Consider the following 12,480-nt stretch of genomic DNA (forward strand, 5'->3'; position numbering starts at 1 on the left):
ACCTGTCAGTCAATGATTCTTCAACTGAACCACCGCTTTCGCAGGCAAGCCAGCTTGTGGGTTGCCCACAGAATTGGCGCCAGGCATAGATCCCTGTGGGAGCGGGCTTGCCCGCGATGGCGACCTGTCAGTCAATGATTCTTCAACTGAACCACCGCTTTCGCAGGCAAGCCAACTCCCACAGAGAGAACGATCTCAAAACACCGACCACCCAATCCGCTCACTCAACAATTCCAACGCCTTCATCCCCGCCAGCGAGTTGCCCGCTGCGTTCAACTCCGGCGACCATACGCACACCGTAAACTGCCCCGGCACCACCGCGACAATTCCGCCGCCGACCCCGCTCTTGCCCGGCAGGCCCACGCGGTAGGCAAAGTTGCCCGCCTCGTCGTACAAGCCGCTGGTGGCCATGATCGAGTTTACCTGCTTGGTCTGGCGCGCCGTCAGCACCTGCTCGCCACTGTGGGCACTCACGCCTTCATTGGCCAGAAAGCTGAACGCTCGGGCCAGGTCCAGGCAGCTCATCTGCAACGCGCAATAGTTGAAGTAGCTGTGCAGCACCGCGTCCACATCGTTATGAAAGTTGCCGAACGACTTCATCAGGTAGGCCATGGCCGCATTGCGCGCACCGTGCTGGGCTTCCGACTCGGCCACAACGCTATTGACCAGGATCTGCGGGTTGCCCGACAGGCGCCGTACAAAGTCGCGCATCGACAGAATAGGCACGGCGAAGCGTGACTGGTTGATGTCGCAGATCACCAGCGCGCCAGCGTTGATAAAGGGGTTGCGCGGGCGGCCACGTTCGAATTCCAGCTGCACCATGGAGTTGAACGGCTGCCCCGAGGGCTCGTGGCCCAGGCGTTCCCAGATGGATTCGCCGCCATGGTCGATGGCCTGCACCAGGCTGAAGACCTTGGAAATGCTCTGCACCGAAAACAGCGTGTCTGCATCTCCAGCGCAGTAGGCCGTGCCGTCGTTGCCGTATACCGCGATGCCGAGTTGGTTGGCGGGCACGTCGGCCAGCGCGGGAATGTAATCGGCGACTTTGCCGAGGCCGATCAAGGGGCGCACTTCGTCGAGGATCGACTCCAGCAGCGCCTGCATAGCTTGTCCTGTCATCTTTGTTCGAATCAGTGGTAAACGAGGCGCGGAGGATACGTCAATGGGCGCGCAACACCCACACAATCTCTACCACCCGCTCGGCAATCACCACGTAGATCAGGATCAACAACAGTTGCAACGCCAAGTGATAACGCAATTTGGCCAGGCGGCGAATGCCGTCGCTGACGTTCAACAGCATCAGCACCGTCGACAGCACAATCAAGCCCCAGCCCGCGACGCTGGAGGCGAAGATACCGATCAGCAACTCGCGCGGTCCCACCAGCGCGTTGGTCCCCGCCGCAAACAACAATGCGCAGACCAACAGATTTTTAACATTGTCGAAAATCTGCGTGCTCAGGTCGTTTTCCAGCAACGCCAGGTACCGCGTCCATAAAGTGCACATGCTTGAATACCGAGTGGGAAGGCTCGTCAATCAAGGTAGTTCAATTGTGGACGCTGTCGAGCTTTGGCCAGGCTCAGAAATGCGCCACATCCGACACTTCTGTATCCAGCACATCCTGGGCCAACGCCCAGGCGCGATCCTTGGACTCCACCACCAGCAGCGGGTAACCCCAGGCCTTGCCGAACGTCACGGCAAAGGGCTTGAGGGCCAGGCGCTTGGCAGCGCTGGGCTCCACTTGGATCATGCCTTTGACGTAGGCGTGCAAGGCAGCCTTGTTTTTCTTCATCCAGATAGACGCGCGCTTGCGCTCTTCGTGGGCGTGTTCATGACTGTTCTCATCCACGGCTTTTTCGTGCAGCAGCAAGAAGGGCTGCTCACGGGCCAGCAGACGTTCGAAGGTCAGGAAGGCGTCTTCCGGCGCACCTTCGCTAGGCGCGTCGAAAAAGATTTTCACCACCGGGAAAGTTGAACTGTCGAGTCGCATGGCAAAGCTCCTTTGATGAGACTGATTCTCATCATAGGGCGCGTGGCGCTGGACAGCATTGCACAGAATAGCCAGAATGTTTCGCAATCCAGCCAAGGCAGTTCTCACCATGGTTCATCACCGCCTCGACCAGTACGACCCCTGCCGGGTCCGCGACGCCGCCGCGATCCCTCGCTCGATTGTTGCAGTGGGCGCCTCGAGTACGTCCGAACGCTGGGAACATACCCCTCACCACCATCAACACGGGCAATTGATCTACACCTTGCGCGGCGTGGTGCATTGTGTGATCGAGGCGGGTATCTGGATCGTGCCGCCGCAATGCGCGTTGTGGATTCCCGGCGGAGTAACCCACGCGGCACGCGGTGCCGGCGAAGCGGATGTGTACTGCCTGTTGATCAACCCGAACGCCGCCAGCGCCCTGCCCCGGCAATGTTGCACGCTGTCGGTGTCGCCATTGCTGCACGAATTGATCGGCAAGGCGGTCAGCTTCCCGCAGCTCTACGACGAAGACGGCGCCCAGGGCCGCCTGGTGGCGACGTTACTCGACGAGCTGGCCCAGGCCCCCATCGAAGCCCTGCATTTGCCGATGCCCCAAGACCCCCGCTTGCATCGGCTGGCCAACAGCTTATTGGCCAACCCCGGCGATAAATCCACCCTGGGCGAATGGGCCGTGCGCATCGGCATGAGCGAACGCAGCATGACCCGCCTGTTGTTGGAAGAGATCGGCCTGAGCTTCGGTCGCTGGCGCCGGCAGTTGCATGTAATCCTTTCACTGCAGCGCCTGGCCAACGGCGAAAGTGTGCAGAGCGTGGCGCTGGACCTGGGTTATGAAAATGCCAGCGGGTTTATCACCATGTTCCGCAAGGCCATGGGCCAACCGCCGGCGCGTTACCTGGCGGACCGTGCCAGTACCGTCGGGCCGCACAGCAACGCGTCAACTATCGCCTTGACGTGAGCTGTTTGGATCTAACTTGTCGAGATAACGCGCCAATACTTCGCCAGAGAATTTGGCCTCGCGAATACCACTACCCTCAAGAAACCGCACGGTGTTGCTGCGATCCCAGGAATAATTTTCTTGGTAAAGCTCAAGGATGGACTGATCTGCGTGCATCGGGTCTTTGAACATTCCAAGCAATGGGTAAAGTAATGCTTCGGGGTTGTGTTCCCACAATGCGAGCCAATTTTTATACGGGACAACCGAAAGCGTTCGGCCATAATGCTCGCCCACCCGCTCACAAAATGCTTTGAGGTCCAGATTGGTGGATTCTGGTTGGCACAGGTTAAACTTCAACCCCAGCGCTTGGGGGTCGCGGGAAATATGGGCCACCGCCTCAACCATGAAATCCACAGTGGTCAAGCCTTCCCGCATACGCTCCAGATCGGGTACCGCGCCATACGCCAGGCAGGTGCGGATAAAGCGCCCCCACCATTGGTAGTGAGCACACTCGCCAGTCACGCTATGACAGGTGGCATAACCCAACCGAAAGGTCATTAACGGCAGACCTCGGGACGCGGCCAGATCTGCGAGTTTTTCCATCACCCACTTACTCTGTACATAACCCAGGTCATCGCGAATAGCCGGTAAGTTTTCGTCGATATCATCCTGTTCGTACACATGGCTCTTATGGGTGAAACGATGGCCCCAGCTATAGATTGAGATGGTCGACATCAGCATCAATGCCTTTGTCTTTTGCGCACCGCAAAAATGGAGGATTTGCTTGAGGCCCTCTACGTTATCTCGCCTCATATAGCTGTAAGGCATGATGAAATTCACTGCGCTTGCCGAGTGATAGACCACATCCACGCAGCGCGCCAAATGGGTGAACATTTCTTTCCCTAAACCTAATTGCTCATCCGCCAAGTCACTTACGTACACGTGAATGCGCTTCCAATCGCTTTCGCTGATGGGCACTTGGTAACGCTCGCTGACTTGCTGCAGCCTCACCAGCCCAGCCGGCGTATTGTCACAACGAATCGGGCAATGAATATGGGCGATTGAGGTGGCCAATAGTTGGTGCAAGAGATGAATACCGACAAACCCGGTCGCGCCAGTCAGTAAGGTATGCTCGGGACTCTTCAATTGCATCGACTCGAAGCCTGGCGCGAAACACATGTCCAGCGGGAGCGCCCCATCGGCTTCGAAAGCGTGCACACGCTCGGGCCCTTTTTCTCCATGTAAAGACTGAGTGCGTCGGTGTAATGTGGCCGCTAGATCCTCAAATACCAGATGTTCATATATGTCGCGCACCGCCACATGAATATTGAACTGTACTGACAATTTCTCCGCCAATCCTGCCACGCCCAGGGAGTGCCCACCGACCTTCAGAAAGTTGTCTTGGGGGCCAAAATCAGCGTGACCCAACACCTCAAACCACGCCCTCGCCAACGTAACTTGTGGGCCCGGCGTAAAGCGTTGTATATCCAACGCTACGGTCGGCATCGCCTGCAATAGAGTCAACAGAGCTGGCCTGTCTATCTTGCCATTGGCATTGGCAGGTAGCCTGTCAAGGCGATGGAATAACTCGGGCACCATATAATCAGGCAAATCCATAGCAAGGCTGCGTCGCAGCTCTGCAACCAATCGCCCGCTATGCACCTGCCTGTTGCGCGGTACGACAAAAGCAACCAAGCGTTTTTGCGCTTGTGTACCGGTGTCTTGCACCACCACCGCCGCGCTGTTGATGCTCGGCTCTTTGAGCAGGCGCGTCTCTATTTCACCGGTTTCGATACGGTAGCCACGAATCTTTGTTTGCCCATCCATGCGGCCCAGAAACTGAATCCGTCCATCCGCCAACACTCGGGCCTGGTCTGCGCTGCGGTACAACCGGCATTTGAGCGTGGGTGAATAAATAAAGCGCTGCGCAGTCAACTCAGGCGCACCCAAATAACCCCGAGCAAGGCCCGGCCCGGCAATACAAAGTTCCCCCACCTCGCCAACTACGAGCTCGTTGAGGTGTTCATCCAGAATATGAATGCGGCAGTGATCTATCGCATAACCAATCGATGCAGGCCTTTGTAAGCGTTTGCTCTGAACCTCATTACGAGTGACGTAAATAGTGGTTTCGGTGGGGCCATAGCAGTCAAAAACACGATAAGGCAGATGGTCGACTTCCACGGGATGGAGTTTTTCACCGCAGGTGTAAAGACAGCTCAAGGCTAATCCTTGCGGCTGCCTGGCGTTCAGCACGTCATAAATTCTCAACGTCGGTACAAAGCCATGGGTGATCTGTTTCGCGACACAGAATGACAAGTAGTCATCGCTATTGAGCAGCGCATCCTGACCCGGAACATACAGACAGGCCCCTGCCGTCAGCGCGGACCAGATCTCAAGTTGGCAAAGATCAAACCCCACTGCCGCCATGAAACTGCAACGACTGGAAGACGTCACACCCAAATCTCGATTGTGCTGCATCATCAATTGCGCGACGCTGTGATGTTCGATCACTACGCCTTTGGGCTCGCCCGTAGTGCCCGAGGTAAAAATCACATAAATCGCATCATCGCCTCGGACACCAACAGGCTGATAACTCAACACTTGACTGGAGTTCAGCAGCTCGCTGACGGTTATGACTTCGGTTGCCGGCAAGGGCTCGACATCATGGCGTTGAGTGGAAAGGATGATTGAGGCCGCGCATTGCCTGGCGATATAGGCTTTACGGTTATAGGGCAGTTGGCGGTCCATCGGAACAAACGCCGCACCGCGCTTGATGACGCCCAGGAATGCAACGATCAACTCAATGGAGCGCTCGCCCTGCACCAGCACGTAGTCACCCCGCCCGATAGTGCGGGACTGCAAAAAGGCCGCAACTTTAGAGCTTCTGTAATCCAGCTCTGCGTAAGTAAGACATTCTGTCTCGGTCACGACTGCCAGAGCAGTAGCGTCCTGAGCGAGACGATCTGCAAATAAATCCAGCACCGTGTCCGTCAGCATCTCAAGCACCTCTTTTACGGGGTACGCCAAAAAATGAGAGGCTATTTTTTCTTTATTGGCCGAGATGAATAACTGTAGGAAATGACAGTTTTTTATATATTTTTACTATATGAGATGCGCCTCTGATACCAAAGGTGGCCCATCACGACCTTACAGTGATTGCTCCCACGCTCCGGGTGGGAACAATCCACATCCGACTCAGTTCTTGTAGTCGGTATCGGTACGCTCAAGCTGGCGCACCAGCGCATTCCAATGCCGCGCCACGCCCGGGCCTTCGCCATTGCTGAACACCTTGGCCTGCTGCTCGACTTTGGCCACCACCTCTGCGGGTGGGAAGATCAACTCGGCATTCCCCGCTGCCTGTGCCGCAATCTGGATGTTGCAGGCCCGCTCCAGGCTTTGTAGTTGCTGGAAGGCATGCTCGACGCTGACGCCACCCGTCAACAAGCCGTGGTTGCGCAGGATCATCACACTCTTGTCGCCCAAATCCGCCACCAGCCGTTCACGCTCGTCCAGGTCCAGCGCCACCCCTTCGTAACCGTGGTAAGCCACACGCCCCGAGAATGCGATAGCGTGCTGGGAGATCGGCAACAACCCCTGCTTCTGCGCCGACACCGCAATACCGTCGCGGGTGTGGGTGTGCAGCACCGCTTGCAAATCATGGCGTGCGCCGTGGATGGCGCTGTGGATCACATAGCCGGCGTAGTTGATCCCCAGGCCCGTTGGGTCATCGACGATGGTGCCGTCCAGATCGACCTTGACCAGGTTGGAGGCGCTGATTTCGTCGAACAACAGCCCGAAAGCATTGATCAGGAAATGCGCCTCGGGCCCTGGCACCCGCGCTGAGAAATGCGTGTAGATATGATCGGTCCACTTGTACAACGCCGCCAGTCGGTAGGCCGCGGCCAACTTGACCCGCACCTCCCACTCTTGCGGTGTTACCCGCTGGCGCACATTGCTCAAGACACTGGAAATCGGCGTGACGCTACTCATGGCAAATCTTCCTGGATGGCCTAAGGGGACTTCCAGGCAAGGCTAGGGGATGGTCATAAATAATAAAAAGCACATTTTAATCTAAGCTAATTATTATATTTATTTATAAAAAGCAGCAATGGCAGCGTTCAGGCCACCACGGGAGCAAGCTCCTTCGCCGCCAATCAACTCAGCAGGTTCAACGCCCGTTGTTGAGCTTTTCGTTGATTGCATCCGTTTGCCGTTCAATGTCCTTGATCGAGGTCGGCGTCACGACTTTGTCGATGGTGTCAGTCTTGGGGTTTGCAGGTTCAAGCGTCTGCCCTTTGGTGGCCTGGGCATTACCTTTTTGCGCGTCTTCAGAGCTGACGGGGTCGGGGGTTTTATCGGCGGTTTTATGATCAGTCACAGTGCAATCCTCCTGGCAGTGGCAGGCCCCTGAGATGGCGGCCCTATGCAGCAGAACCCTGGGAATCCGAATTGGTTCAAGTCAATTGCCTCGCCTCACCGCTGGGCAAAAAAGCGCAAAAAATTTTAAACCTTTTACCCGCCTCTCGATTCAACAGTCAGGTAACGGCATCCCGCCATTTCCAAGGAGAGACACCATGAAAACTCGACTGATGAAACCGATGGGCCTTACCTTCATGCTGATTGCAGGCTCGATTTCCACCGCGATGGCGGCGACCTCCAACGACTTTGTCGACAACGCCGCCGAGGGCGGTATCACCGAGGTGGAAGCGGGCAAGCTGGCCCTGGAAAAAAGCAGCTCGGCGGACGTAAAGACCTTCGCCCAGCATATGGTCACAGACCACACCAAGGCCAATCAGGAACTGATGGCCCTGGCGAAAAAACTCGATATCGAAGTACCCGATGACGCCGCGCTCACCGACCAGGCGAAGAAAGCCATCCTGGAAATGCGCGATGAATCCTTCGACAAGGCCTATGCCAACAACCAGGTAGCGGCCCATGAAAAAACCGTCGAACTGTTCAAGAAAGAAGCGGCCTCCTCGGACAATCCCGAGCTGAAAGCCTTCGCCACCAAGACCCTGCCCACCCTTGAAGCCCACCTGAAAATGGCCAAGGAACTGCAAACCAAATACGCCCATTAAACCATCCATGACCCAAGGAGACACTCGACCATGAGCTCGCAACTCAACGGCAAGCACATCCTCGTCATCACCTCCAACACCGGCATCGAGCGCGACGAGTTGCTCAAGCCTCTGGAAACGCTGCGTGGCTACGGCGCGACCGTGACGCACGCCTCCAGCAAAGGCGGCACTACCCAGACATTTGTCGGCGACACGGAAAAGGACCAGACCGTGGAATCAGACGTGCAACTGTCGGATGTTGTCAGCGCCGACTTCGATGCGCTGGTCATCCCGGGCGGCACAGTGAATGCCGATACGCTGCGCCAGGATACTGCCGCACTGCGCCTGATCAATGAGTTCGTGCAGGCCGGCAAGACCATCGCGGCGATCTGTCACGGGCCATGGACCCTGATCGACGCTGGCGTGGTCAAGGGCAAAACCCTGACCGCCTATAAAAGCGTGCGCATCGACCTTGAAAACGCCGGCGCGGCCAGCGTAGTGGATGCCGAGGTTAAAGAGTGCCAGGCCAATGGCTGGACCTTAATCACCTCGCGCACGCCGGACGACCTATCGGCGTTCAATCAGGCGATTGCCAAGGCCATCGGCGGCTGATCGGCTTAGCGCAATGAAAACAGGCGCCCCATGGGCGCCTGTTTTTTATCACTCACCGCTTCAGCTCTTACGCTGCTGCGCCATTTCACGCTTGGGTCCGAACATTGCCCACGCAATCAACCCCAGCAGCGGCACGAACACCAGCACCACGACCCACAACCCCTTGGTCTCCCATCCGCCAGTGCTGCGCAAAACGATATTGATCGCCCAGAGTTCCAAGAGCAGCAGAACCACCGCCAATACGATCCAGATATATTCAATTTGCATGATTCACCTCCTGAAGTCTAAGCGTTAGGTCAAGCAGATGCCCCAAGGGTTCCATTAGAATTTTCCTGGCCCCACTTTATGGCCCCCCGTTGCGCTGGAGTGTCAGCAACCGGCTGTGCGTTGTGCAACCTCAACGCGGCCCGACCATGCAAGCTGCACGACCGAAAAGCGCACATGAAAATATAACCATCTGATTTTAAAGATGATTTATAACCATAAAAGTTGGTACGCCTGATGCAACCTTCCTCACCACGAGGCGTGCACTTCGACACGCCCGCACACCCCCGTGAGGTTACCTATGAATGCCATCGACCTGCTCAAAGCCGACCATGAACGCGTCAAGACCCTGCTGACCCAGTTGAGCGAATCCACTGAACGCGGGGTGAAAAAGCGCACCGAGTTGCTGGCCAAACTTGAAATGGAAGTCACCCTGCACACCCAACTTGAAGAAGAAATCCTCTACCCCGCGTTCAGGAAAGCGGGTGGCAAGGAACAGGACATCATGTACCACGAAGCCAAGGAAGAGCACCGCACCGTCGACTCGCTGGTACTGCCGGACTTGAAAAAGACCGACCCATCGTCCACCGAGTTTTCCGGTCGGGTCAAAGTGGTCAAGGAGCTGCTTGAGCACCATATCGAAGAAGAAGAAACCGAGATGTTCCCCCAGGCCAAGAAACTGCTGGGTAAAGCGCTGCTCGAAGAGCTGGGGGCCGAGATGGAAGCGATGAAGGCTGCGCACAAAAAAGCCATGGCGAAAAAACCGCTGGCCGCGTAACGGCTGCCTCCTCGTAGCAATGTTCGCGCGACAGTGACCCACAGGCCCTGTCGCGCTATCGATTTGCACCGATGATTTCTCCTCGCTCACTCAGCGATCCGGCCGACCGAGCCAGCCTGGCGCCCCATGCTAGCGTGCCATTGCCCTTGGCAGTGGCCGGGGGCTTTCAGGAGATTCATCACAATGGACACGCACTCCCCCACCTATACCCACCTGTTCAAAGAGGACTGGCACCTGCTGTGTTCGGCCTCTTCCATGGCGGCAATCGACTCCCCGATCGCCTACCTGAAGGCGTTATACCTGTTTGCCCAAGCGCTGGAAAAAAGCGGTAAAGGCAAACAGCCCAAGGTCACCCTCGACCAGCGACGCCCCGAACTCAAGACGCTGCCCCTGGACGAACGCAGCCTCAGCGCTGTGATTCCTCAACTCTCGATGATCAACGAAACCCTGTCCCGCCAGATTGACGCTCACCTCAAAAAAACCCCTCGTGAATACCGCGGTCGCTCACTTGATGAGGTGCTCGGCAAGCAACGTTTCCCCTTCGTGCTGCCGTTCGAACGTGCGCATCGGCAGTGTTGGCTCGGTTTGTCCGGCAACAAGCCACAATTGGGCGAACTCAGTTACCGCATCAGCCTCAAGCTGCCCACCGGCCAGCGTGCGCAAAACACTTACGGCGTGGTCAGGCACGAGGCCTATGAAGCGCAACGTTTGCTGTCCGGGCTGAGCCCTGCCCAGCAGGTGTTATTGACGGAGCCTTTTTTAAAAAGATCAGGAGACGTACAGGCAGAGGATTTTTTTACCCAGCACTATGGCACCCAGGCGCAGCCCCTTGAGGAGTTGCCCCACTGGTTGCAAAAAACCGGACTCACCGCCGATCAGACCGAAGCGCTACTGGCCTGCGGCAAGTATGTGCCGGTGCTGTCGAGCAATGTTCTGGCAAGCGCCCTGCCAACGCCGCCGGCCAAGCTGCGCCTGCACGACGGTGCCGCGTACGTGAACGGGCCGATCACCGAGGCTGGCGCGACCCAGTCGCCCCTGTCGATCACTACACAGGACAAGGGTGCTGCGCGCCTGCGCAATACCTCATGGGAACGTTACCAGCGCCTGCACCGAATGATCCGCCTGCAACGCTGGACGCAATTGCCCTTCGACGCACTCGACGCCCTGTCAACGAGCGTCGTGCGGCGTGAACACGAGGGCGACCCGGCGCGGCCCGCCAACGACAATACCCTGCGCGCACTGGGCGTCTATCGCTATCTGGAACGCCGCTACAGCCTGTCATTGCAAGCCTTTGCCGCCGTGCTGGATGAAATACCGGTGTGGGCACCCGGTACTCGCCTGTCGCTGTACGACCAGTTGTTCAACCCCGGCCCGTTGCCAGGCCAGGCATTGACGCTGGACAGGCCGACCCTGGCGCTGAGGGAGGAAATCCCGACAACCCTGCGCCACCAGCTCTGCACCGGCCTGCACCTGAGCGATACCCCGGATTCGTTGCACTGGCTGATCAAGCAGGCCCGCCAGCATCTACCCGCTGCTTGCCCGACGATGACGTTTTATAGCGCGCTGTATCGCCAAGCTCGGATCGCGCAGTTGTTCGGGCTGTCAGTGCTCGATAGCTACCATGTGGCGGCGCTGCTGGGCGGTAAGGATTACACCGGCCAACTGGTCAACCCGAGCCTGCGTCGCTCGGGCGTGAATGCACCTGCCGACCTGCTCGATGTGCTGATGCAAATGGACTGGCTGGTCCGCTGGCTCAACGACACGGGTCAAACGGTCGATCAACTTCGCCGTCAATTGCTATTGGATGCCCAATCTCCACCGCCCCACGTGCAGACGTACATCACCCAACTCGATGAGGTGGTCGAACTGACTCGGCATGGCCTGTTGGCGCAAGAAGACCTCGCTGACCTGTCATTGCCCCAGCCCGAGCCTGACACCAAAGCGGCGCCCATTGCCTGGCATGCCCTCATCGTACAAGGGCTGCTGCACAGCCAACCGCTGCTCAAGCCCGCGCCGCCCAAAGAACTGCCCAATGGGCTGGTGCAGCTTATCGAAGCCCAGACGCTGAGCCTCAACCCAGAACGCAACACGGCTCTGCACAGCGATGCCAAACAGGCAGTGACCAAGAAGCTCGGCGCGTTCTACCAACAAATGCAGCCGCTTAAAGCAAACATCGACACGCTGCTCAACGCCCCCTCACACCTTGCCGGTGACGCCTCCGCGTACCTGCAATGGCGCAAACTCGTGGTTCGACAAATTGCCCGAACCGCCACTGCCGAATCCACCACGGAGCTGCACAAAAATGTACTGCTGAGCCTGCCGGATGCCGAAGTGTCCTTGGGTCTGGCAGTGAGCCGTGAGGCCTTGCAGGCCTTTGTGCTCCATCCGCACTGGCTGAGCCCGGACCACACCGCGGCCTCGCTGCTCAAGCTGACGCTGAGCACGCTGTACCTGCTGCAACGCTTTGCCCATTGCCTCAGCACCTACGGACTGGCCCAGGACCGCGTGCTCGCTTATTTGCAGCGCGCCAATTCATCCTCCGTTGAAGGCTCCGCCGTATCTCACGATGGGGCTTGCACTTCGCAACTGGCCGCATTGCTCAAGTGGGATGTCGATGAAATCAACCTGCTCGTTGAATCCCTGCCTGCCAAACAGGTGAAGACCCTGGCCGACCTGGACTGGCTCCTGCGTTGCCATGAAGCCGTCAGGCTCACCGGCCTCTCCGCCAACGCCTTGCTCAAGGCTGCCGACCTGCATGCCACCTTGATGAATGAAGACTGGCAACACGTTGGCTCGGCATTGATCGCCACAGCCCCCTAACCCCGTTGTATTTCGCCTGGTTCAAGG

Annotated in this window: 12 protein-coding genes; 5 read left to right on the top strand and 7 right to left on the bottom strand. The window is 57.6% G+C overall.

The genetic code is table 11. The annotated features are described in order from the left end of the window. Nucleotides 1-195 precede the first annotated feature (195 nt). From glsB to AC4PS6_RS13300, 3 genes are all read right to left on the bottom strand, one after another. Complete coding sequence (glsB, locus tag AC4PS6_RS13290; RefSeq protein WP_014718789.1) at nucleotides 196-1,104, bottom strand: glutaminase B; 909 nt, start codon at nucleotides 1,102-1,104, stop codon at nucleotides 196-198. A gap of 55 nt (nucleotides 1,105-1,159) precedes the next feature. Next, nucleotides 1,160-1,504: a hypothetical protein gene (locus tag AC4PS6_RS13295; protein WP_032901720.1), complete on the bottom strand. Its 345-nt coding sequence runs from the start codon at nucleotides 1,502-1,504 to the stop codon at nucleotides 1,160-1,162. Between the two features lie 73 nt (nucleotides 1,505-1,577). Further along, on the bottom strand, nucleotides 1,578-1,988 hold the full coding sequence (locus tag AC4PS6_RS13300; RefSeq protein ID WP_032901722.1) for a hypothetical protein: 411 nt from the start codon (nucleotides 1,986-1,988) through the stop codon (nucleotides 1,578-1,580). A gap of 109 nt (nucleotides 1,989-2,097) precedes the next feature. Here AC4PS6_RS13300 and AC4PS6_RS13305 point away from each other — a divergent pair, with 109 nt between their 5' ends. Further along, nucleotides 2,098-2,943, top strand: a complete 846-nt coding sequence (locus AC4PS6_RS13305; RefSeq protein ID WP_038452182.1) for an AraC family transcriptional regulator — start codon at nucleotides 2,098-2,100, stop codon at nucleotides 2,941-2,943. Here AC4PS6_RS13305 and AC4PS6_RS13310 read toward each other — a convergent pair. The 3 genes from AC4PS6_RS13310 to AC4PS6_RS13320 all read right to left on the bottom strand — a co-directional run bounded on the left by AC4PS6_RS13310 (nucleotide 2,923) and on the right by AC4PS6_RS13320 (nucleotide 7,300). Next, the gene (locus AC4PS6_RS13310; protein WP_336827524.1) at nucleotides 2,923-5,919 is read right to left on the bottom strand and encodes a non-ribosomal peptide synthetase; all 2,997 of its coding nucleotides are present in this window, start codon (nucleotides 5,917-5,919) and stop codon (nucleotides 2,923-2,925) included. The genes AC4PS6_RS13305 and AC4PS6_RS13310 overlap by 21 nt on opposite strands. A 198-nt stretch (nucleotides 5,920-6,117) precedes the next feature. Continuing rightward, nucleotides 6,118-6,912: a class II aldolase/adducin family protein gene (locus AC4PS6_RS13315; RefSeq protein ID WP_058410543.1), complete on the bottom strand. Its 795-nt coding sequence runs from the start codon at nucleotides 6,910-6,912 to the stop codon at nucleotides 6,118-6,120. Nucleotides 6,913-7,090: 178 nt separating this feature from the next. Beyond that, nucleotides 7,091-7,300 (bottom strand): hypothetical protein, encoded by a 210-nt coding sequence (locus AC4PS6_RS13320; protein ID WP_014718794.1) that lies wholly within the window; start codon nucleotides 7,298-7,300, stop codon nucleotides 7,091-7,093. Between the two features lie 196 nt (nucleotides 7,301-7,496). Here AC4PS6_RS13320 and AC4PS6_RS13325 point away from each other — a divergent pair, with 196 nt between their 5' ends. Both AC4PS6_RS13325 and AC4PS6_RS13330 read left to right on the top strand, forming a co-directional pair. Further along, the gene (locus AC4PS6_RS13325; RefSeq protein WP_020303039.1) at nucleotides 7,497-8,000 is read left to right on the top strand and encodes a DUF4142 domain-containing protein; all 504 of its coding nucleotides are present in this window, start codon (nucleotides 7,497-7,499) and stop codon (nucleotides 7,998-8,000) included. Between the two features lie 30 nt (nucleotides 8,001-8,030). Then, a complete protein-coding gene (locus tag AC4PS6_RS13330) occupies nucleotides 8,031-8,591 on the top strand; it encodes a type 1 glutamine amidotransferase domain-containing protein (RefSeq protein WP_072434044.1) in 561 nt (186 codons plus the stop codon). A gap of 60 nt (nucleotides 8,592-8,651) precedes the next feature. Here the strand turns inward: AC4PS6_RS13330 and AC4PS6_RS13335 are convergent, their stop codons facing one another. Next, entirely contained in the window at nucleotides 8,652-8,858 is a 207-nt protein-coding gene (locus tag AC4PS6_RS13335) for a PLDc N-terminal domain-containing protein (RefSeq protein ID WP_003191730.1), read from the bottom strand. Nucleotides 8,859-9,156: 298 nt separating this feature from the next. Here AC4PS6_RS13335 and AC4PS6_RS13340 point away from each other — a divergent pair, with 298 nt between their 5' ends. Both AC4PS6_RS13340 and AC4PS6_RS13345 read left to right on the top strand, forming a co-directional pair. Continuing rightward, nucleotides 9,157-9,633 carry a PA2171 family ribosome-binding persister protein gene (locus AC4PS6_RS13340; RefSeq protein WP_020303041.1) on the top strand — a complete coding sequence of 159 codons (477 nt, stop codon included), beginning with the start codon at nucleotides 9,157-9,159 and terminating at the stop codon, nucleotides 9,631-9,633. Nucleotides 9,634-9,816: 183 nt separating this feature from the next. Then, the gene (locus AC4PS6_RS13345) at nucleotides 9,817-12,453 is read left to right on the top strand and encodes a Tc toxin subunit A (RefSeq protein ID WP_288856509.1); all 2,637 of its coding nucleotides are present in this window, start codon (nucleotides 9,817-9,819) and stop codon (nucleotides 12,451-12,453) included. The last annotated feature ends 27 nt before the right edge of the window (nucleotides 12,454-12,480 follow it).

The sequence above is a fragment of the Pseudomonas sp. DW-iso17 genome, assembly GCF_058725345.1.

Coding starts and splice junctions, on each gene's coding strand:
- AC4PS6_RS13340 (WP_020303041.1), top strand. CDS start 9,157: ATGAATGCCATCGACCTGCTCAAAGCCGACCATGAACGCGTCAAGACC.
- AC4PS6_RS13325 (WP_020303039.1), top strand. CDS start 7,497: ATGAAAACTCGACTGATGAAACCGATGGGCCTTACCTTCATGCTGATT.
- AC4PS6_RS13295 (WP_032901720.1), bottom strand. CDS start 1,504: ATGTGCACTTTATGGACGCGGTACCTGGCGTTGCTGGAAAACGACCTG.
- glsB (WP_014718789.1), bottom strand. CDS start 1,104: ATGCAGGCGCTGCTGGAGTCGATCCTCGACGAAGTGCGCCCCTTGATC.
- AC4PS6_RS13335 (WP_003191730.1), bottom strand. CDS start 8,858: ATGCAAATTGAATATATCTGGATCGTATTGGCGGTGGTTCTGCTGCTC.
- AC4PS6_RS13315 (WP_058410543.1), bottom strand. CDS start 6,912: ATGAGTAGCGTCACGCCGATTTCCAGTGTCTTGAGCAATGTGCGCCAG.
- AC4PS6_RS13330 (WP_072434044.1), top strand. CDS start 8,031: ATGAGCTCGCAACTCAACGGCAAGCACATCCTCGTCATCACCTCCAAC.
- AC4PS6_RS13345 (WP_288856509.1), top strand. CDS start 9,817: ATGGACACGCACTCCCCCACCTATACCCACCTGTTCAAAGAGGACTGG.
- AC4PS6_RS13305 (WP_038452182.1), top strand. CDS start 2,098: ATGGTTCATCACCGCCTCGACCAGTACGACCCCTGCCGGGTCCGCGAC.
- AC4PS6_RS13300 (WP_032901722.1), bottom strand. CDS start 1,988: ATGCGACTCGACAGTTCAACTTTCCCGGTGGTGAAAATCTTTTTCGAC.
- AC4PS6_RS13310 (WP_336827524.1), bottom strand. CDS start 5,919: ATGCTGACGGACACGGTGCTGGATTTATTTGCAGATCGTCTCGCTCAG.